10 protein-coding genes are annotated in these 23,328 nt (G+C 44.9%); 6 read left to right on the plus strand and 4 right to left on the minus strand.

Going from position 1 to position 23,328, the window contains the following annotated elements; all coding sequences use genetic code 11:
* Positions 1-275 precede the first annotated feature (275 nt).
* The 4 genes from CES79_RS11390 to CES79_RS11405 all read left to right on the plus strand — a co-directional run bounded on the left by CES79_RS11390 (position 276) and on the right by CES79_RS11405 (position 17,573).
* On the plus strand, positions 276-13,751 hold the full coding sequence (locus tag CES79_RS11390) for an MBG domain-containing protein (RefSeq protein ID WP_089137268.1): 13,476 nt from the start codon (positions 276-278) through the stop codon (positions 13,749-13,751).
* On the plus strand, positions 13,745-15,982 hold the full coding sequence (locus CES79_RS11395) for an MBG domain-containing protein (RefSeq protein WP_089137269.1): 2,238 nt from the start codon (positions 13,745-13,747) through the stop codon (positions 15,980-15,982). The genes CES79_RS11390 and CES79_RS11395 overlap by 7 nt, the downstream gene beginning before the upstream one ends.
* 185 nt (positions 15,983-16,167) lie before the next feature.
* Positions 16,168-16,992: a sugar phosphate isomerase/epimerase family protein gene (locus CES79_RS11400; protein WP_089137270.1), complete on the plus strand. Its 825-nt coding sequence runs from the start codon at positions 16,168-16,170 to the stop codon at positions 16,990-16,992.
* 17 nt (positions 16,993-17,009) lie between these two features.
* The gene (locus CES79_RS11405; protein WP_089137271.1) at positions 17,010-17,573 is read left to right on the plus strand and encodes a DNA-3-methyladenine glycosylase I; all 564 of its coding nucleotides are present in this window, start codon (positions 17,010-17,012) and stop codon (positions 17,571-17,573) included.
* 101 nt (positions 17,574-17,674) lie between these two features.
* On the opposite strand, the gene CES79_RS11410 is transcribed toward CES79_RS11405, so the two are convergent.
* Entirely contained in the window at positions 17,675-18,502 is an 828-nt protein-coding gene (locus CES79_RS11410; protein WP_089137272.1) for a hypothetical protein, read from the minus strand.
* 198 nt (positions 18,503-18,700) lie between these two features.
* Between CES79_RS11410 and CES79_RS11415 the strand changes: the two genes are divergently transcribed.
* Together CES79_RS11415 and CES79_RS11420 are read left to right on the plus strand one after the other, a co-directional pair.
* On the plus strand, positions 18,701-19,390 hold the full coding sequence (locus CES79_RS11415; protein WP_225362428.1) for a matrixin family metalloprotease: 690 nt from the start codon (positions 18,701-18,703) through the stop codon (positions 19,388-19,390).
* 1 nt (position 19,391) lies between these two features.
* Positions 19,392-20,138, plus strand: a complete 747-nt coding sequence (locus tag CES79_RS11420; protein ID WP_089137273.1) for a potassium channel family protein — start codon at positions 19,392-19,394, stop codon at positions 20,136-20,138.
* A 171-nt stretch (positions 20,139-20,309) separates the two neighbouring features.
* Here the strand turns inward: CES79_RS11420 and CES79_RS11425 are convergent, their stop codons facing one another.
* The 3 genes from CES79_RS11425 to CES79_RS11435 form a co-directional block, all read right to left on the minus strand.
* Entirely contained in the window at positions 20,310-20,720 is a 411-nt protein-coding gene (locus tag CES79_RS11425; RefSeq protein WP_054656244.1) for an aggregation-promoting factor C-terminal-like domain-containing protein, read from the minus strand.
* 214 nt (positions 20,721-20,934) lie between these two features.
* On the minus strand, positions 20,935-22,404 hold the full coding sequence (locus CES79_RS11430) for a sugar porter family MFS transporter (protein ID WP_054656243.1): 1,470 nt from the start codon (positions 22,402-22,404) through the stop codon (positions 20,935-20,937).
* Positions 22,405-22,830: 426 nt separating this feature from the next.
* Positions 22,831-23,238, minus strand: coding sequence for an Ohr family peroxiredoxin (locus tag CES79_RS11435; protein ID WP_089137274.1), 408 nt, complete (start codon positions 23,236-23,238; stop codon positions 22,831-22,833).
* Between the last annotated feature and the right edge of the window lie 90 nt (positions 23,239-23,328).

Genomic DNA, 23,328 nt, shown 5'->3' on the forward strand with positions numbered 1-23,328 from the left:
AGGTTTTAAAAAAGATTATAAGTGCTATGATTAGATAGAAATAAAGTTTCGTTAATAATTAAATACATATAGTCAGCCTTAGCTGTCAAAAGTAACTCATGACCATCAAAAAACAAACGAGGTGGTTATGGGTTATTTTTGACAGGTGTAACGAGGCTCTTTTGGCTACGGTTAAATAATTTTAATGAACAAAGAAACGTTGTTTTTACAAACTTCGACAAATTATTTGAATTTGTAAACGATGACTTTAATTAAGTCAATAAACGGAGGTATGTATGACTAAACGACAAAGGCTGTTGTTGAACAAAGCAGCAACAGACCGCAAAGAGCATTACAAAATGTATAAGAGTGGCGGTACATGGGCATTTGCCTGTATCGTACTGATGACGGGGATGTTGTGGTCAGCACCGATGGTTCACGCCGAGGCGGCCGGTACAGATCAGTCAACTATCAATACCACACAGACAGTTAATGATACAAGCCGGCAGAGTTCTGGTTACAATTCTGGGACTGATCAGGAAAAGACTAATGATGCGGGTACAACTGATACTGGGAATACTGCTGAAAAGACGGCTACGGGACCAACTACGCCTGCTGATGGTACTCCAAATAATGCAGCTGCAACCACTCCAAAGCCGAGCCCAGCAACAGTTCCAGCACCAGCAGCTCCCGTGACGAATTCAACTGAGGCTGCTCAAGCAACAACCACTAACCAAATTACAACGGCGACCTTAAACGGAACCAACCCCGCTAACGTCAATCCTGACGGCACGATTTCCACGGCCGATAAGACCAAGGTAGCACTGACTACACCTGATCAAGTTGATGCGAACTTTAAGGCTGAGCAGATCGTTAAAAAGGGGTCTGGTACGCCAACCGCGTCAGACACCACGTCTACTATTAGTCAAGGCGGTGTCGTATTAGTTCCTGCTAACACACCAACCACGGCTGGAACCATGGTTTTCAAAAACCAAATTGATACCAGTCAGGCGTTTACCTTTACTGCTGAACTAAAATCTCAAGCTTCTGGTAATGGTGGTGGTATCGGCTTTATTATGCAACCCGTTGATCCACAAAAATCTGGGGTTGGCCAAGGTAGTGATCCATCTGCTGATATTGGAATTTATGGTCAGCCGAATACGACCTTCATTGGCCGGGATGGCTATGTTGATGGCAGTAAAGCTGATACTGCATGGGGACAACTAGTTGTGCGACAAACGGATGCTAAGGGTATTTTGTCCGGGACAACGCCAACTTGGGCTTCTAGTACTAGCAGCTCAGTTCCCAATGACGAGTACGCCACGTTAGTATGGACTCCGGCAACGGTTGACAGTAAAAATCATATGGTCACTGGGAGCTTTACGTATACCACGTATTCGGACGCTGCCCGGACCCAGCAGGTTCAAACGCTGACAACTAGTTCAGTTACTGCGAAAAGTACGGCCAAAAACAATCAAGGAAGCGTCTTATATCCAGATGTCGTTTTAAACCAATCCATGTCGATTGCCGCGTTTGCCGCGGTTGGTAGTCTCGGTGGCTCTAATAAAACCGACCAGCGAGCCGTTGAAATTGCTGATATTTCCGGTAAGGGTGGCTTTACCGCGACAGTCAACACGATGCCCGTCAGATTCACTTACGTTGATGCTGATAACGGCACCCAAACGACCATTCATTCTCAAGATGTTACTAATGTTGACGTTGGGGATACGATTACGGTTGATAAAACGACTGATTTAAGCACCCATACGTTTGCACCGCGGGTCATTGACGGTTACCAATTCGTGAAGGCTGTGACCAGTGAAGGCACCAATTCGCTATCAGTCACAAACGAAGTCTTAAACGCCGCAACTGAAAACAATAACGTCAATAACATTGTCATTTATTATACGAATCAAGTTCATTACACAATTCAGCCAGTGAACACTCAGGGGCAAGCTATCGCTGGGTTAGCACCGCAGCAGGTCACTTCACAGATTGGAGCGACGGTTGCTGCACCAGCTCAGGCTGGCTATACAGGAACTAGCATGACTGCACCAGCAACCGATGGCACAGTCGTGAAGGCCGTGTACCAGGCGAATGTCGGCAACGTCCAGGTGAGCTATACTGGCCTGCCAGCTAATCTGACACCCAAGACTGCGATTGAACAGGGTGCAGTTGGCAGCACTTATAACGTTGCCACACCAGTCATTGCGGGTTATACAGCCGATCTGGCTGCCGTTGGCGGTACTTATACTCAAAATGCTAAGCCGGTACAAGTGGCGGTTCATTACACTGCTAGTGACAACAGTTATCAGGTCGTTCCAGTAGATAGTACTGGTAAGGCCATTGCTGCATTGCCAGCAACTAACGAAACTAGCAAGACCGATGCCAGTGTTGCCGCACCAACTTATGACGGTTACACATTGGTCTCTGGTCAAACGATGCCAACAACTAAAGCTGGCGTGACGAGCTATCAATTACAGTACGCCGCTAATCAATACCATGTCAGTGTAACCTACACTGGGTTACCAACGAATTCATTACCAACTCCAAATATGGCAACGGGGACTACTGGTGAAAGTTATCAGATCAATTCGCCTGAGATTGCGGGCTATACCCCTGATCAAACAACGATTATGGGGACTTATGGTCCAGCAACTGCTACTAACGGTGCCTTTACCGTTAAATATGTGGCTGATACAAAGGTTTACAAGGTTCAGCCCGTTGATGCAAGCGGTAATCCAATTGTTACCCTGGCACCAACTCAATATAACGGTCAAACGGGCAATGCAATCGATTATCCAACCTACGCGGGTTATACCGTTGTAAAGAATGCTGAAACCGTGCCGACTGCATCAAAGCCGATACCAGTAGTGAACGTTAAATATATTGCCAATCCTTCAAAAGTAACCGTTTCCTATGCTGGTCTACCAACTGATGTCACACCGGCTGCTCAAATACAGACTGGTGTAACGGACGGCACTTATACGGTAAATGCACCGACCATTGCGGGTTATACACCCGATGCCACTATCTTAAAGGGTGTTTACAGTAACACAGGCAGTTTGGCCCAAACCATTACCTATACCGCTAATGACAACAGCTACACCATCATTCCAGTCGACAAGAACGGCAATGTGATTGCTGGTTTGAGCATGACTAATGGGACGACTAAAACGGATGCTGCCATTGCAACACCGGATTACAGTGCGGAAGGTTATTCACAAGTCGCTGGTCAAACACTCGTCACGAAGCCGGGCGTTACCAGCTATAAGGTGCAATATACAACCCAAGCACAAACCATTACGGTCAATTACGCTGGCACCGGTCTGCCGACTGACCAAATTCCGGCCGTTCAGACCCAAAGCGTCAAAATTGGTGATACTTATAGTCTCGTTTCACCAACCATTACGGGCTACACACCGGATCAAGCAATTATTACTGGCGTCTATCAAAACAAGGGTCAAACTAATTTTACAGTGACCTACGCACCAATTGATGTGACGGTCACGATTCAGCATACTGGCCTTGATTCAACCACGGCCAGCACGGATAAGCCACAAACGGTGACTGGTAAGTATGGCACGAACTTTAGTGTAGCCGCAGCTGATATTCCTGGTTACACGGCAGCGCAAGCGACTGTTAGCGGCACTTATTCAGCGGATCCAACTGCTAATATGTATATCGTTAAGTACACTGGGAAACCGGCAACCGTAAAAATCAACTATACGGGTGCAAATTCGGCAACACCTCAATCGGTAACGCTGACTGGGGTCGTTGGCGGGACTTATTCACAAGTGTCACCAACAGTGACCGACTACACACCGGATCAAGCAACGGTTGCTAATATGTTTACGGCCGCTAATGCTGCCACGGATACAACGACGAATAAACCGATTACGGTCACTTATACACTAAATTCATCACTGCTGTCTTACACGATCGTTCCAGTTGATATTAATCAAAATCCAATTACTGGGGTAACAGGGATTAGTACAGTGACCGGCCATGCCAAGGCTGGCGCAACGGTTGATACACCTGATTACACTAGTTTGGGCTATGTGACTAAAGAACCAAACGTTACAATTTTAACAACGAATAATCAAAGCTTTAAGGTTGTCTATCAAAAGCAAATTACTTATATGTTGCAGGCGGTAGATACCAGCAATCAGCCGATCACAACGGTACCGCTGTTTCCTGAGACAGGGTACGTTGGTACAACGGCAACAGCACCAACTATAGCTGGTTATAATGCGGTAAGTAGCACTTATACGGTGCCTCAAACGGCAACGACGAATGCTGATCCGTTGAAAATTCAATATACGCTAAAGGACGTTACGGTGACATTAGTGCCAGTTGACAGCAATGGTAATACGATTGCTGGCTTGACAGATCTAACCGTTACCCAAGTGGGTGGCACAACGGTGGATGAATCCAAACTGACCCCTCAGACGGGTTATACGTTTAAAGCACCCACTACAATTGCTGTACCAATTAGTGATACGGGCATTTCTGTTAAGGTGCCTTATCTAAAGGACGCAACGCTTGGCTTAAGCGGTAGCGACACTAGGACGTATTCGAACAGTGCTCAGGCAATTGACTCAACCAAATATACAGTTACATTGCCAGATGGCAGCAACTATGCCTTGAAAGCTAACGATGTTGAATTAACCTCTGCAACACCAACTGCCAAAGATGCCGGAACTTATCAGGTACAATTGACCGCTAGCGGTGAGGCTGCGATTAAAGCGGCTTTGGCGCAAAACTATGCGGTTTCCTTTGATACTTCTAAAACTGGTTCGTTGACCATTTCACCTAAAGCGCTAACGACTGCTGCGGCTAACACCGCACTGGTACCAGCCAATACGACTGATTCAGCACAAAATCCACAGTTAGCAACTTCAATCGTGGTTCAAGGTGGTACTAAGGTTTATGACAATAAGCCAGCAACGGATGCTTCAACCTTTAAAGTTTTAGGACCAAGTCAGTATACCGACTTTACGATACCAACGCTTGATGCTAGTGATTTTGATACGACAGCTATTTCACAGGATGCTGGTAGTTATCAGGTCACGTTGAATCAAACCGGTTTGCAGGCATTGAAAGATGCTAATAAGAATTATTCATTTGACGCCACAGATGTGCAAAATGGGTTATTCGTCATTGCACCGGAGACTGTTACAGCCACGGTGGCAAGTGCTTCTAAAGCATACGATGGTAACAGTCAGACTGACCCAACGAGCTATGCGGTCACCTTATCGACGGGTGAAAAAGTAGCTGATCTGCCAAGCACCGATTTCGATACTACCCAGATTACGAGTCAAGATGTTGGCCAGTATGCCGTCACTTTAAATAGTAATGGACTTGCTGACATTCAAAAAGCGCATACCAATTACGCCTTAAAGTTAGCGGACGTCACGGCTGGGGCATTTAAAATTACCCCTAACACGACAGCTACAGTTAGCGTGTCTGGTACTAAACAATATGACGGGACAGCTACCACAGATCCTGCCGAGTACACCACATCCTTATCAAGAGGGCTAAAGGCACCTCAATGGACGACTGCTGACTTTGCTTTAACATCATCAGATGGCACCACTGCAACCGCAATTAAGAATGCTGGCACTTACTCAGTTACTTTGAGTTCAAAGGGGATTGCTGACCTGCAAGCGGCAAATAAGAATTATCAAATTACTAGTGCGAACGTTAAGGCTGGTTCATTTACGATTACCAAAGCACCAGTGACAATCAGTGCTACTGACGTCACCACGCCATATTCAGGACAAGCTTATGCGCAGCCGCTTACAGCAACGGTCACCGGTAAGCCAGATCAGGGTGCTGCGCTGGTTTATCAAGTGACAACCGATTCAGATGCAGTGAATGTTAATCAAACCGACTATCCGATTACAGTTACAGCTAAGGCTGCGGATAACCCGAACTATCAAATTACAATTAATAACGGTACTTTAAAAATTACCCCAAATACGACTACTGATGTCAGTGTTAAGGCAGTAGCGCCTGCAACTTATAACGGGACTGCTGCAACGTATTCAGTTAGTCTGCCAGCTGGTGTTAACGCACCTGCAAGCTGGACGGCTGAGGACTTTAATTTACCATTTGAAACGAATGCCGGGACTTACACGGTATCGCTGAGTGACAAAGGACGCGCCGATTTACAGGCAGCCAACAGTAATTACGAATTTACCAACACGAATATTAAACCTGCTACCTTCACAATTAGCCGGGTAGCATTGGCAGCTGGTGACGTTACGGTTAAGGGCAATGCCAAGACTTACGATGGCACTGCAATTAGTGATAAATATGGTGTGAAATTAAACCAGAAGTTACAGGCACCAGCTTGGGCCGCAGCTGATTTTGATTTAAGCGGTATTACGAGCCAAAATGTTGGTGATTACACCATTACTTTAAGTGATCAAGGAATTAAGGACTTACAGGCAGCTAACCTGAATTATCAAGTCACTAGGGCTGATATTACGGCTGGCAAGCTTACAATCAATCCACGAATCTTGACGACAGCCGCTGCTAATACAGCAACAGCGCCAGCTAACTCGACTGATGCTAGTCAGAATCTGCAGTTAGCAACTTCAATCGTGGTTCAAGGCAGTACTAAGGTCTATGACGGTAGTGCAGCAACGGATGCCTCAACCTTTAAAGTTTTAGCACCCAGCCAATATAGCGACTTTACGATACCAACGCTTGATGCTAGTGATTTTGATACCACGGCAGTTTCACAAAATACCGGTGCTTATCAGGTTACGTTGAATCAAACCGGTTTGCAGGCATTGAAAGATGCTAATAAGAATTATTCGTTTGACGCCACAGACGTGCAAAATGGCTTATATGTCATTACGCCAGCACCAATCACGATCACAGCACCAAGTGAAACCACAGTATATACGGGCACGCCGGTCTCTGTAACAACGGGGACGGTTACTTCTGATAACACGACTTTGAAAGCAACGCCAGACTACACGATTGCGGTTAACGGTAACGCTCAAGATGTGGGTACCTACACGACAACAGTGGTTCCTAACGCTAAGGGTAACGAGAACTACAAGATTACGACCGTTGCAGGAGCAATTACGATCACACCAGCAAAGCAAACGGCCGTAATTCAGAATGCCACGAAAGCCTATGATAACAGTACGACTGATCCAACCAGTTATACCGTGACGTTATCAACGGGTGCTCAGACATTGCCTAGTTCAGACTTTGACGTTGAAACAACTAGCGGTATGGCAGCTACTGGTCAAAACGCTGGTAGTTATACCGTGACGTTAAATCAAACTGGGATTAATGCTGTTAACAGCAGCAACAAGAATTATGTGCTTAATAAAAATAGCATTACACCCGGTCAGTTGATCGTTACGCCAGCTGGTTTAACGGCTAGTGACGTTACGGTTCAGGGGAAGACTAAGGCTTATGATGGGACTGCAAGCAGTGACCCTACACAGTATAGTGTGACCTTAAGTTCGAAATTGACTGCACCAACCAATGGCTGGACGACTGCTGACTTTGATTTGACTGGGATTTCCAGTCAGAACGTCGGTAATTACGCAGTTAAATTGAGTGCTCAAGGACTAGCTGATTTACAGGCAGCTAACCCGAACTATGCAGTAACTGCCAGCGATGTTACAGCCGGTAAATTTAATATCACGCCCAATACGACGACTAAGGTAAACGTTACAGCGACAGCGCCGACAACCTACGATGGGACTGCTGCAACATACTCAGTTAATCTGCCAGCTGGTGTCAAAGCACCTACAAGCTGGACATCTGCTGACTTCAATTTACCAGCTGAAACGAATGCTGGGACTTACACGGTATCGTTGACTGACAAAGGACTGGCTGATTTACAAGCGGCTAACAGCAATTACACGTTTACCGGTGGCAATGTTATGGCTGGTAACTTTACGATTGCTAAAGCTGCGGTAACGGTCAGCGCTCCGACAGGCTTGACTAAAGTTTATGACGGCAAGGGCTACACCGTTTCTGATGCTGCTGCAGTAGTTGGTCAACCAGCTAAAGGCGACACTGTGAAGTATCATTTGTCATCACTAGCTAACGCAATTAACGTGGGTTCATATGCGTTGAATGTGATTGATGATGGTAATCCGAACTACACGGTAACCGTTGTGCCAAGCACATTCACGGTAACTAAAAATGATCAAGCTGCTGTGACGCTTGGAAATGCAACTAAAGTTTATGATAACGATGCATCGACAACGCCAACGACTTACAGTGTGACCTTACCAACTGGCGCTTCAGCACCCAAACAGTGGACTGCTGACGACTTTGAATTATCATCAAACAGTCAAGATGTTGGCACTTACACAGTTGAACTGAGTGCACAGGGGCTTCAAGATCTGAATAATGCAAACGCTAACTACAGCTTTACAGCGAATAACGTTACGGCTGGCAGTTTCAATATCACGCCGGCACCGATTACGGTAACGGCACCATCCGTCAGCAAGACTTATGATGGAGCTGCTTATAGTAATAAGGCTTATCAGGCAAGTGTGACTGATAAGCCAGTGAAAGCTACGACACCAGCATTTGACCTCACTAATATCAGTCAAGATGTCAATGCCGGTACGTATACCGTAAAAGCAACGCCACAGAATGCTGACAGCAACTACACAATTACGTATGCTGATGGCACATTAACGATCAATCCAGCGGCATTAACCGCTGGTGACATTGCGGTTCAGGGCAAGACTAAGACTTACGATGGTACAACAATTAGCGCACCGACGTATAATGTCGCTTTGAATTCGAATTTGACTGCACCAAAGGCTGGCTGGACAGCCGCTGACTTTGATTTGAGCGGTATTACCAGCGCGAACGTTGGTGACTATGCAGTTAAGTTGAGTGCCCAAGGACTGACTGATTTACAGGCAGCTAACCCGAACTATAAAGTGGACGCTAATGATGTCAAAGCCGGTACGTTTACGATTACACCAGCGAAGTTAACGGCAGCAATTCAGGCTGGCACAAAAGTCTATGACAATGACAGTGCAACTGATCCAACCAGTTATACGGTAAAATTATCAACTGGTGATCAGGTATTGCCTAGTTCAGACTTTGACGTTGCAACGACCAGTCAAAACGTTGGTAGCTATGCGGTAACGTTAAATCAAACTGGGATTGATGCGATTAAGAGTGTTCATAAGAATTATGCACTTGATACCAATAGTATTAAATCTGGTCAGTTGAAGATTACGGCAGCGCCAATCACCTTAACGGCACCAACCAATGCCACAAAGGTCTATGACGGCAAAGCGTATTCAACTGATCCAACAAAACTCGTTACAGTGGCTGGTTTGCCTAAAAATGGTGCTGCGCTCAACTACACCGTTAACGATATCAGCAAAGATGTTGATGCTGGTAGTACGTATGCGATTACGATTACTGCTGATGCTACGGCTAACCCAAACTACACGTTTACGATTAATAATGGTAGCTTTAAAATCACACCGCAGACTGCGACAGCCAATGCGGTTCAGGTTGCAACTGCCCATAAAACCTATGATGGTGATGCAACCACTGATCCTAAGACGTATGGGTTAACAGCTAACAGTCAGTATGCTGGATTAGTTATTCCAACCACACTCACTGCTGACGATTACGATAACGACGGCGTTACGAGCCAGAATGTTGGTGATTACACGGTAACGTTGAAGCAATCTGGAATTGATAAAATTAACGCTGCTAATAAGGATTATGTTCTTGATAAAAATAGCATTACTGGTGGTCAATTGATCATTGATAAACGAGCAGTGACCATTAAAGCCGGAAATGCTGAAAAGACTTACGATGGTAAACAGTATGGTAAGCCAGTGACAGCAACAGCCAATAAAGTTACGACAGGTGCCAACCTAGTTTACACGGTCAATGTGCCAACTAATGTGAATGTCACGACGGATGCACCAATTACGGTAACGGCTAAAGCGGACGCTAACCCGAATTATGATATTAAAACTGTTAGTGGAATTTTGAAGATCGACCCTAAGACGTTGGCTGCAGATACGATTACGTTGGGTGGAAGCAGTAAAGTTTACAACGGCAGCGCAGCCAATGATCCGACAACGGATACGCTGCAGGGACCAGCTGGCGACAGCAACTTCACGGTACCGACAGATTTGACGGCTGCTGATTTTGATAACAGTGGTATCACTAGTCAAAACGCTGGTACTTATCAAGTGAAGTTAAGTCAAGCTGGATTAACTAAATTACAGCAGGCTAACCCGAACTATGTATTTGATATGACCAGTATTAAAGCCGGTTCATTTACAATTACGCCTAAGACTATTACGATTACTGCACCAACGTTAACTAAGACTTATGATGGTAAAGCCTACACAGAAACTGATTTGAAGGCTACGGTTAATGGTACAGTTGGCAACGATGTACCAGCATATCAGTTGGCTGATCTCAGCAACGATGTGAATGCTGGCGGTTATGATATTGGCATCACATTTGATGGCAAAGCCGCCGCAAACCATAATTACACGATTACACCGACTGCTGGGCATTTGACGATTACGCCTAAGACGATTTCACAAGCGCTCACTATTAATTCAGAGAGTAAAGTCTACGATAATAATGCAGCCAGTGTGCCAACCTTTACGCTGACTGGACCGGATGCGACTAATTATCCAAACTTCACGATGCCAACCATTACGGCGGCTGATTTTGATACTTCAGCGGCTGCTAGTCAAAACGTGGGTTCGTATGACGTTAAATTAACAAGTGCTGCGATTACCGCATTACAAAAAGATAATCCGAACTACGTCATTTCAGCTGACAGTGTTAAGGCTGGTCAACTCACAATCACGCCTAAAGACATTACCATTGCTGCACCAACGCTGACCAAGACTTATGACGGTCAGGCATATACTGGTACTGATTTGAAAGCCAATGTCAGCGGTGCAGTTGCCGGTGATGATCCGGTTTATACCATGGATTCCGTAGCCAACGATATCAACGCTGGTACCTATACGCTGGCAGTTACAGCAAACGCAACGCAGAATCCAAATTACAAGATAACTGCCAAGAATGGTACTTTGACGATCAATAAGGCGAATGTCACAATCACAGCACCAACTGTCAGCAAGACTTACGACGGTCAGGCATATAGTGGCAACTTAACGCCAGCTATCACTGGCGCAATCACGGGTGATGATCCAACTTATACCATTACTTCTGTAGCTAAGGATGTGAACGCTGGTACCTATACTCTGACAGTTACAGCAGATGCCGCAACGAATCCCAACTACAACGTCACGGTTAAGAATGGTCAATTAACGATTGCAGCGGCACCAATTACTGGTCAAGTTACAGTCGGCAATGCTTCTAAAACGTATGATAATAACGCTGCTAATATGCCAACATTCACCGTTACGGGACCAGCGGGTTACCAGACGACGCAACTAGATGCGACTGATTTTGATACCACAAAAGTTACAAGTCAAGATGCTGGCGTTTATGCAGTCACGTTGAACGCAGCTGGGATTGCTAAATTAAATCAGGATAATCCTAATTTTACAGTGACTGCTGGAAATGTTCAGAGTGGTACTTTGACGATCAACAAGGCAGATGTCACCATTACAGCGCCAACCGTCAGCAAGGCATACGATGGTCAAGCTTACACAGGAACTGATTTAAAGGCTGCTGTTAGTGGTGCAGTTACGGGTGATGATCCGGTTTACACCATGACTTCCGTAGCTAAGGATGTAAACGCTGGTACCTATGATCTGGCAATTACAGCAAATTCAACCAAGAATGCCAACTACAATATAAAGACTGCCAAAGGGCAATTAACGATTACGCCTAAAGCCATCACCAACGCGATTACAATCAGCAACGCGACAAAGGCTTACGATAATGATGCTACCAACGTGCCAACCTTTACATTGGCTGGCCCAGCGGATGCAGCTAGTTATCTAAGTCTCACGGTACCAACTGATTTAACGACAGCCGACTTTGATACGACTGCGGCTAAGAGTCAAGATGTGGGAACTTATGCAGTTGATTTGACGGCTAGTGGCCTTAAGAAGTTGCAGGCTGCCAATGCCAACTATGATATTAGTAATGCCAGTGTTGTTAATGGTCAATTAACGATCAATCCAGCGGCCATTACGATTGCTGGGCCAACGTTAACGAAGACATATGACGGTCAGACTTATACTGGCGCTGATTTGAAAGCGACAGTTACCGGTGTGCCAGCATCAGCAACTGGTACCAAGGCACCGATTTATCAATTGGCCGACACGAGCAGTGATGTGAATGCAGGCGATTATGATATTGGTATTACGTTTGATAGTAAAGTTGCTGCAAACCGCAATTATACGATTACACCGACTGCTGGTAAATTAACAATCAAGCAAGCACCAATAACCATCAGTGCACCAACAGGCTTGACTAAAGTTTACGATGGTAGCGGTTATACCGTTTCTGACAGTACTGCCACGGTAGCTGGTAAGCCAGCTAAGGGCGCTACTGTGAAGTATCATTTATCATCACTAGCTAACGCAATTAATGCTGGTTCATATGCGTTAAATGTTATTAATGATGATAATCCGAATTACACGGTAACCACTGTACCAAGCACGTTCACGGTAACTAAGAGTGATCAAGGTACCGTGACGCTTGGAACAGCAACTAAGGTTTATGATAACGATGCGACGACAACACCTAAGACATACAAAGTAACGTTACCAACTGGTGTTTCGGCACCTAAGCAATGGACGGCTGATGACTTTAAATTATCATCAGATGATCAAGATGTGGGCACCTACACGGTTGAGCTTAGTCAGCAGGGACTTCAAGATCTGAATAATGCCAACGCTAACTACAGCTTTACAGCGAATAATGTTAAGACTGGCAGTTTCAGCATTACGCCAGTTTCAATCACGGTAACGGCACCAACCGTCAGCAAGGTTTACGATGGCACTGCTTATAATAAGACTTATCAGCCTAACGTGACTGATAAGCCAGCGAAAGCTACGGCACCAGTATTTAACCTCACTAATATCAGCCAGGATGTCAATACCGGTACGTATACCGTTAAAGCAACACTTAAGGATGCTAACAGCAATTACACGATTAAGTATGTTGACGGTACACTAACGATTAAACAGGCACCAGTTACGATCACCGCGCCAACGTTGACCAAGACCTATGACGGTAAAGCCTATGCTGGCAGCGATAACGTTGCTGCTGTCACCGGCTTACCAACCACTGGTAAAGCGGATGCCTTACATTATTCAACGACTGATCTCAGTTCAGATACTGCGGTTAAGCCTGGTGGTTATGGAATCGCAGTTACGTTAGGTGATAATCCAAACTACGCAATCACAACTCATGCTGGATCGTTGACCATTAACCAAGCGTCACTGAAGGCCGGCAGCATTACGGTTCAAGATCAGACTAAGGTTTACGACGGAACAGCAACAACGAATCCAACGCAGTATGCAGTGACCCTGAATAAGCAATTGACGGCGCCAAAATGGACAGCCGATGATTTTGATTTGAGTGGTATTTCAAGTCAAAACGTTGGTAGCTATGCGGTGACGTTGAGTACTAAGGGAGTCACTGATTTACAGGCTGCCAATCCAAATTACAAAGTGACGGCAGCTGATGTCACTGGTGGCCACCAAGTGATCACCGCAGCGCCAATCACCGTACCGCGCCAACCATTTCGAAGACTTACGATGGTCAGGCGTACGTCGGTGATAAGGACGTGGTAGCAATTACCGGTGTACCAGCTCATGGTGATCAGCCAACCTTCACGCTGACCGATATCAGCGGTGACAAGGATGCTGGCACCTACACGATAACGGCAGCGAATGGTCAAAATGTTGGTAATTACACGGTTAACCTCGTTGCTGGTTCGTTAACGATTACGCCGAAAGCATTGGGCCAAGCAACCGCGAACACGGCTGCTGCGCCAATCAATGCGAAGAGTCCGGCAGATAATTTACAGGTGGCTAATTCCGTCGTGGTTCAAGGCGCAACTAAGGTCTACGATGGCGATAACAGTACGGATCCAACCACCTATACCGTTTTAAAGCCGAGCGATGACGCTGATTTAGTCTTACCAACGTTTACGGCTGCTGATTTCACCACGGTCACCGACAGTCAAAATGTCGGCAACCACGTGGTTACGTTGAGCAGTCAAGGACTTGCTAAGTTGCAGCAGGCAAACAAAAACTACATGCTGGATGCGAAATCGATTCAAAACGGTCTGTTAGTCATCACACCAGCACCAGTTACGATCACCGCGCCGAACCTGATTAAGACCTATGATGGCAATCCGTATATGGGTAACGCTGATGTGGCTCAGGTTACTGGACGGCCAACGGGTAGTAAGGCGGATGCGCTGCACTATTCACTGACTGATATCAGCCAAGATATCAACGTTAAGAATGGCGGTTATCCAATTACCGTGACGCTTGGGGATAATCCTAATTACACGGTCAAAACGACGGCTGGCAGTTTGAGAATCACGCCAGCTACACCGCAGTCCCGCTTCTTCATTGATTCAGTTTACCGGCAGTATAGCGGACAGCCAGCTAATGATCCTAGCGTCTACCCAGTTATAATTAAAGGTACACAGCTGAATCAGCCGACATTTACCGCTGGAGACTTTGTTCGTCAAGGGTCATCCGAAAACGTTGGTTCATATCCAGTCACATTAAGTGCTGCTGGCTGGCAGAAGTTACAAGATGCTAACCCGAACTATGTCATTACGCCAAGTCCGGAAAACGAGGTGGCTGGTAATTTCGTCATTGAACCAGTTGCACTCGCACAAACTAAGCTTGGTACAGTGGCAATCGGCAGTCAGACTAAGGTTTATGACAGTGATACCACCACTGATCCAGCTGATTACACGGTCACAGTGCCTGTTAAATTAACGGCACCTAAATGGACTGTTGCTGACTTTACTCGTGCAGATCAAAGCGAAGATGCTGGTACGTACGATGTGACATTGAGTCAAGCTGGATTTACTGAGTTACAGCAGTTGAATCCAAACTATACGATTGCATTAAGCGATATTACAGCTGGTCATTTAACGATTACACCGGCACCTGTGATGATTACAGCACCCAACGGTCTGACCAAAACTGATGACGGTCAGCCGTACACTGGCACGGCCAAAGCGACGGTCACTGGTGTTCCAGCAAAGGGGACTCCGGTTAGCTATCAACTGAATTACGGAACCAATGGTGATGTTGGGGTTCACCCAATAACGGTCACGCTGGCACCCAAGTCGAATCCTAATTACACGATCACGACCGTACCAGGTAGTTACACCGTTGAGCCGCAACCAGTTGCTACTACAGATTCACCAACTCAAGCAGTCAAATCTACCACTACTGGTGAACAAGCAACTAAGGCGCAGAGCTCCGCAACCAAGGCAACGCCCCGTTCTGGACAGCAGAAAGGTTCAGCGACGAAAGAAACCGAAACAAAGGCGGTTTCTGAATCGCAAGCGACTAATCACAAGACTAAGCAAACCGGTAACCGTTCTAGCCAGACGGCCAAACGTGCTGGCAGCCGTTCAACCAATGCGACAACACAGGACATTAGTAGTCGCACTGAAAAGACGGTTGCACGACCAACCAGCAATCAAACTAGCAATACGCTGGCACAGGTAACCAGCAACCGTGCCGAAAAGACGGTCGCACAGGCAGCTAACAACTATTCTGGTGATTCGCTGAAACAGACGGCTAGTGGTCAATCTGCTAACGCAATGACGCAGGTAACCAGCAGTAACGCAGCCAAGACAGGCAGTACGTCTGTAAGTGGTGCTACTGATGCCAAGACTTTGACAGGGGCAACGCAGCAAAATGCCACCGCAAAGGGTCAATTACCGCAAACTAATGAGCAGCAGTCTTCATGGCTAGCAGTAGTCGGCACAGCGTTAATGAGTTTATTAGGACTGGTTGGAATCAAGAAACGTAAATCAGACCGATAATTCGTTGAATAATAGGTAACAAATCGAAAAGCACATTTGCTGATTTCAGCAGATGTGCTTTTTGTGTTAATAGCTGATTATTTCTATAAGTATTAACATTTTGTTATGTTTAGCACGGTGCAGTGCGAAATAATCGTTATTCACTAGCAGCAGTGGTATAAATAAAGGCGAAATGAGATGATTAAATGATGCCGAATTTAGGCTTAAAAGCAAGTACATCACTAGAACAGACGAATGAGCGGTTGCAATACCATCCGTCTGTGTTTGAATTCTATACGGATGAACATGATATGACAAAAAATGGGTTAGTTCATTTGGCAGAGATGATCAAATACGTTCAATCGACTGGTGTGCGACACATTGTGATTCACCATCCGATGGCTTATGATCACCATCATAATGAGGTCGCGGTCTCCGCGTTGAAGGATCCGGATGGCTACAAATTTATGATGGCCAGTGCGGATGCGTTGATCGAACTGGCAATTAAATTAAATGTGCAAGTCCTCATTCACGGTGGTTATTCCGACAATGATGCCGTCGTTAACGCTTTTGGTGATTTAAAAACGGGGCGCAAAGTGATCTTTGACCGGCTGGATTACTTTCAGCAATTAGGCGGTAACCACGTGATGTTTGAAAATTCGATTTCACCAGCCTTTGACTATGGCGATGATGAAATTGAAAAAGAAGTGATGGCCCATCATTACCGTCTTTGTTACGATATCAGTCATGGCTTTATTGTGTTGCATGGCGATAACGATAAACTCGTTAAAAGTGTTGAACGACTGGCACCGCAAACAGTGCACTACCACTTTGTCGATTCCATGGGCGAACACCATGATAGCCTGCAGTTAGGTAAGGGGAAGGTCGACTGGCAACGGGTCATGAAAGTCGTCAATCCGAAAGCCACTAATATCTACGAAATTGATCTCGCTGATCAAAATGACAGCCGTGAAATGCGAGCTAGTCACGATTATTTGACGAAGCTGATGGCGGCTGAAAAGATTTCTTAATCGCTAGGAGAATGCACATGACGCGTTGCGACTGGGCAGAAAATACCAATGAATTAATGACACACTACCATGATTATGAGTGGGGCGTACCAACAACCGATGAACGCGAAACCTTTGAGCTAATGACATTGGAAATGATGCAGGCGGGGTTGAGCTGGCAGACCGTGTTGAATAAGCGGGCGAACTTTAAGACGGCGTTTGCTAATTTTGAGGTTGAAAAGGTTGCGCAATTCGATGATAACGATGTCGCCCGGTTGTTAAATGATGCGGGGATTATCCGTAATCGGCTGAAGATCAAGGACATCATTTATAACGCCCGGCAACTGGTAAAATGGCACGCAGCGGGTAAGACGATGAATGCCTATTTATGGGCATTTGTGGATGATAAGCCAGTTGTGAACCGGTATCCGTCAATGGCGGAAGTGCCAGCGCAGACACCGCTATCTCAGCAGGTTAGTAAGGCGCTGAAAAAAGCCGGATTCAAGTTTGTGGGTCCAACCATTGTTCAATCTTGGCTGGAAGCGTTGGGTATTTTGGATGATCATTTGGTGACCTGTACGGTGAATCATTTGAGTGAATAGGTGAAATAAAGTTGAAAGCTGATGGATAAATTCTATCGGCTTTTTTGACTAAAAAGCACCTCGATCAGGATGATCGAGGTGCTTGACGATAAATCATTTAATTATTTAATGTGCGCTGTTTTAGTTTTAGTGACTGAGGTAAAGTGACCGTGGCTGTAATGTCCAACGGTAACTTTTACCGTTTTCGCTTTTGGTGCATAGACGGTTTTGCTGAAGTTGTGCCCGCTTAACTTAGCGTATTTGTTACCCTTATAGGTATTGATACGTGCGTAGTTTGCAGATCTGTAAAGTCTGGCAGTACCCGTTACTTTAACGTTCTTCTTTGAAGACTTCTTGACAGAAAGTTTGGAAATATAGCTCTTTTTTGCTTTTGGCCTGTTAGCAACGCTATCGTAATTATTACCATAGTCTAGTACCGCGCTATTTAGAGCATCAGCATAACCACTTAAGTTATCTGAAATATCACCATAACCATTATCAACAGTGGAGACTGCTATTTCGCCATTAATTTTATTGGCCATAGATTCCAGTTGACTCTGTTCACCTGAGGTTAGTCGATTTCTAAAGACATTATAAGTTGCAACGAGGGCACTCAGGTTTTCACTCGCTTGTTCTTTAGTATCTGTATTATAATCAACAGCAGCGCTTAAATTACCTAGGTAATTATCAAAACTGCCATTCTGCATGTAGGCATCCTTATCGTTTGGATCTGGAAAATCACCAGTTACATTACTTTGGACATCGGTCGAAGCTTTTCCCAACGCTGCTTTGATACCGTTGATGTCACTTTGATATTGCGCATATGGAATTTTCTTTGATGCCTGTGCCTGTGTTGTGGTTACTGCATTAGGTGTCTCAACAATGATGCCACCAACCAACGTTGCCCCTAAAATAACTGTAACTGCCCTTTTCCAACCCTTTTTTGTCAAAATAAAACCTCCCTAATAAAATAATGATATTTAATTTCATTATAGACTTATAAGCTAAAAACGGCACGAAAATATTTAATAACAGCAAAGCTTTTCATAAAACACTTAAAATTTAGTGTAATTACCCCAGATTAATTGACCTTTACCGTTAGAATCAGTAATCTAGGTTTAATTAATCAATTCAAGGAGGTGTCTGCTGTGCGGTATCAAGGCTGGTTAACATGGGTCACATTAGGTTTAGCGGTTGTGTTCGTGCCAATGGCATTGGATTCAAAACCGGCACCAATTAATTTTACCGGTGAAATCGATAAGGTGATCGAAAAAGTTGATCCTAACTTTAAAACAACGACGCAACAGACACAAAAGTCCGAAACGTCAGCGAGCGATACGCCGATTGAATCGATCGTTCAAAATCGGAAATTGTCGCGAACTTATTATTATCATTTTGATGATAACGTTTCGGCTGGAGCGAAGGCGGTTTTTGAAAACGCCGTTAATGTTTACAATCAAACGGGGATCGTCAAGCTGGTACCAGGTACCGGGACAGATCGTCAAAACTCAATTACCTTCTTCGTTTACTCGAAGCAGATGCCAAGTAATGGTAACACGACCATGATCGAATCAGGCCACGGTGGTCCGCAGATCATCCAGCAGACGGGGTGGAACGCCTATACGGCGAACCACGCTCGGGCGGGATTAAATGTGTATTATCCCTCTGCAGCAATCAGAAAATCAGTTGCCATTCACGAACTGGGACACGCTTTGGGATTAGATCATAGTCATTATCGGAATTCCGTGATGTATCCAGTTGATCAAGGAAACACGCAATTGTCATCGGGTGATATTGGTACTTTGAAGACGATTTATGGTACTGAGGAGACGAAGTAACATGCGTAATGTAACCAAAAAACAGCAAGAAAGATGGTTGGTCATTTATCATAGCATTGTGGCGATTCTAGCCGTTGCGTCCAGTGTCTTAGCAACTTTAATGATGCTAAAGGTGAAGGTAGGACTCGTTGGCTACATTAGCTTTCAAGTTCTACTGGCGTTTTTCGTCATCGACTATGTGGTCAGGCTGATTTTCACCAAAAATCGGAAATGGTTTTTGATTAACAACGCTTTTGATCTATTAGGTATCTTGCCGATGCACCCAGCGTTTTCACTCTTTCGGCTGGCCAGAATATTTCGCATGATCCGCACACATCACATCTTCTGGAAGTTAGGAATCTCTGGCAAATGGACTCGGGACTTTCACCGTTTTACCTACGATACCGGGTTCATTTATCTGTTTACCATCAGTGTGGTCATTATCTGTATCAGCGCGTTGCTGTTCTCCATCGTGGAACACCAAACGCTGTCAGAGTCACTGTGGTGGGCAATCACCACGGCCACGACTGTGGGGTACGGCGATGATTCACCGCATACCGCGTGGGGTAAACTGATTGCGGCCGTCTTAATGCTCGGCGGTGTGGGCTTTATTGGTTTGCTGACCAGTACGATCACCGACTTCTTCACTGATCGGACCGGCCAAGCGGATGCCCAACAGCAGCAAAATGAAGCTTTGACTAAGCAGATCAAACAGTTAACGCGGGAAGTTTCCCGGCTGTCTAAGAAAGTTGATAAGATGAAGAAATAGTTTGGGAAAACAAGAAATCTAACGGTGCGCGCTACTTTCGCTGAGTTGAAACGTGCGCCAAGCCGGCATGCCCCGGCCGTATAAGTCAAAAAAAATATGATGACAGTCAAAAACGACTGTCATCATATTTTTTCGTCTTATACTCTGGGGAAAAGCGCCTGTTGTTGCACTCTAGTACCAATGATGTGCTTGCCAGAAACTCTTAGCGTGGGTCCAAGTGCCATAACGACCACTAACGTACTTGTTAGCTGTCTTTTCTTGGTTGACTGGACTGTAGTTACCATGCAAATAACCTCTTAGTAATTGGTAACGGCCATAACAGTTACCGTTACGAGCAGTGTAGCTGTAGCGTGATTCGTGATAGGCAATCCAGTGCTTGGCTGCCTTTTGGTTTTTAGATAGATTAGCGTTAATTTTAGCAATTTGCTTAGCTTGGCTAGAAGAAACTCGAGTTGAAGCTTGGGCAGTCGTTGTTTGCGTCTGTGTGCTGATACTTGAAGTAAAGTTGGTGCCCATTCCAAAGGCGAACCCGAAAATCAATAAGAATGCTGCTAGTTTCATTTTTATATTCGCTTTTGACATAATTTTTAAAAATCCCCTTATTTATTAATCACTATCAAACAGCATACACGGGAAATGTTGCAGTTATGTTAACTGACAATTACTAGGAGATTAAGTTATGTGACAAACGGTTCATTTCAATCGTCCTTATATAGGTACAAAAAGAGAATCCAGACCGTATAATTACAGTCTAGATTCTCTTCATTTAAGCCTTATTGGATATATCCAAAACTAATTACTTTTTAAGTTCACCAGTTTCTGGATCATAACCCTTGTCAGCAGCACGTTGACGAAGACCAGATTCAATGTCTTCAAGTGTACGGTGACGGGTTTCAATAGCCTTCTTGTGCACGAACCAGATAGCCAGGACACAGAAGAGACCATAAACGATAAACAGACGTGCGATCCCTTGACCTTCTGGGTTAGCAACACCTTTTGGTTCGAAGGCAACTAACAGGACAGTAAAGGTTTCAGCAACACAGAAGTTAGCGAACCAGTTAACAGCGGCACCAAATGAGTTACCTAACCCACGAATGTTCAATGGGAAGGCTTCACCAATCATGAGCCACATTACAGGCCCCCAAGTTGCTGAGAAGAAGGCGATGTAGAGTGTCAAAGCAATGACACAGATCCATGAACCCAAGTTCCCATTACCGGCGTGTAACAGTAACATAGCAGTTGACATGATGAACAGTGAAGCAGCCATACCAACGGCACCACCGATCAACATGGTTTTACGGTTAATTTTATCCATGATACTTACGGCAATCGCAGTGACAATCACGTTAAAGATCCCAATAACAATATGTGATTGTAGGGCAAAGTGAGTACTGAACCCAGCTGAGATAAAGATGGTTGGGGCATAGTACAGAACAGTGTTACAACCCATGACCTGTTGCAGAATAGCTAACCCACAAGCCATTACTAATACGGGACGAGCAACTGGACCAAATAATTCTTTCCAGCCACCAGAAGGAATAGCAGCTTGAGCTTTAATGTCACTTAAATCTTTTTGAACGACTTTTTCGTCTGGGTTAAATTGACGCAATACTGCAAGCGCAGTTTTCTCATCATGTTTACGAACAAGAAAACGAGGTGATTCAGGTAAGAAGATGGCACCAATCCAAAGGATAGCGGCAGGAACGGCAGCTAACCCTAACATCCAACGCCAACTGATACTTTCGGAAAGGTTTAACCCACCCTGTGGTGAGAACCATTCGTTAAACACGTAAGCAAAGAAGATACCGGTCATAACCATTAATTGGAACAAGGACCCGACAGTCCCACGTCTTTCGGCTGGGGCAAGTTCGGCTAAGTACGTTGGAATCAATGATGATGCGGCACCAACGGCGATACCTAAGCAGAACCGGAATGAAACTAAGGCGATGTATTCAGGCGAGAAGGCTGAACCTAAAGCGGCAAAGAAGAAGATGATTGCGGCTGTGATCAGCAAATGCCGACGCCCAAACCTATCTGATAATGGCCCAATGAAGAAGGCTCCAAAAACGGCACCGATTGAAGTAGATGCGGTTAAGAAACCATACTGGAATGAACCGTTGGCAATATTTAATTCGTGACCAATGAACAGCATGGCACCGGAAATAACACCGGTATCATACCCGAAAAGCAGACCACCTAAAGCGCCAAAGAAATATATGACGCTCACGGGTAAGTGATGTTGCTTTGTAGTACCTGCATTAGACATAGACAAATCCCCCTATCAAGATAGACGATTAGTTACAGTGTACGAAAGTAATATAATTGCAGTAACCGCTTTCAAAACGCAATTTAAAAAATCTAAAATGTGAGTTGGAACAGTGTGAGTTGGTATTTGATAAGTTGGTTTATGAAAGCAACTAACCTAAAAAGCATTATAAGCACCTGTGATTTAAAATGCAAGCCCTTTCATGAAGGAATAAATGAGGCAATGAGGTGAAATTATATAAAATAGATTTATTTAATAGATATAAAAGCTGTATCTATAGTCTTACAATAAGTAAAACCAGTTTGCTAAATGCTGATTACTAAACCTTTAGTAGTTTACAAAACTTTTTTGGGCTTAACTTGAGCACATAAATTAAAACCGGCTCATCAGATTTAATTAACCTGATGAGCCGGTTTTAGTTGACCCTTATTCAGCATTCACCGTAACTTCGATATTACCGCGCGTTGCTTTGGAGTAAGGGCAGATTGTTTCAGCGATTGCCATGTATTTTTTAGTTTCAGTTTCATCTAATCCGTCAATGTGACCGAATAAATCAACACCAATGTGGAAGTCAGGCTCATCGCCCTCCTGATAGAGGGAGACTTTTGCACGAACAGTGGGTTCAGCAGAGATGCCAGCTTGCTGTAAGGCTAAGTCTAAAGCACCATTAAAGCAGGAAGCAAAGCCAGCTGCGAATAACTGTTCAGGATTGGTTGACTCCTTATCGATACCGGGCGTTCCAATTTTGAAATCCCATTTGTGATCATTAGACCAAACTTCACCTGCACGGCCGCCCTTGTTGATCATCGTTGTGGTATAGAGTTTTTTTGCCATTAAAATTACCCCATTTCATGGATTGAGTTGTGCACAATCTAATTATACTAACTAACTGCTAAAAGTCCAATAAAAGCGCTTACGTTACTG

Origin of the sequence: Secundilactobacillus silagei JCM 19001, from assembly GCF_002217945.1 — a bacterium.
In the GTDB taxonomy this organism is placed as follows: domain Bacteria; phylum Bacillota; class Bacilli; order Lactobacillales; family Lactobacillaceae; genus Secundilactobacillus; species Secundilactobacillus silagei.

What these genes read in the sequence shown, in the direction of transcription:
- CES79_RS11390 (WP_089137268.1), top strand. Translation starts at nt 276, where the DNA reads ATGACTAAACGACAAAGGCTGTTGTTGAACAAAGCAGCAACAGACCGC.
- CES79_RS11400 (WP_089137270.1), top strand. Translation starts at nt 16,168, where the DNA reads ATGATGCCGAATTTAGGCTTAAAAGCAAGTACATCACTAGAACAGACG.
- CES79_RS11405 (WP_089137271.1), top strand. Translation starts at nt 17,010, where the DNA reads ATGACGCGTTGCGACTGGGCAGAAAATACCAATGAATTAATGACACAC.
- CES79_RS11420 (WP_089137273.1), top strand. Translation starts at nt 19,392, where the DNA reads ATGCGTAATGTAACCAAAAAACAGCAAGAAAGATGGTTGGTCATTTAT.
- CES79_RS11425 (WP_054656244.1), bottom strand. Translation starts at nt 20,720, where the DNA reads ATGTCAAAAGCGAATATAAAAATGAAACTAGCAGCATTCTTATTGATT.
- CES79_RS11430 (WP_054656243.1), bottom strand. Translation starts at nt 22,404, where the DNA reads ATGTCTAATGCAGGTACTACAAAGCAACATCACTTACCCGTGAGCGTC.
- CES79_RS11435 (WP_089137274.1), bottom strand. Translation starts at nt 23,238, where the DNA reads ATGGCAAAAAAACTCTATACCACAACGATGATCAACAAGGGCGGCCGT.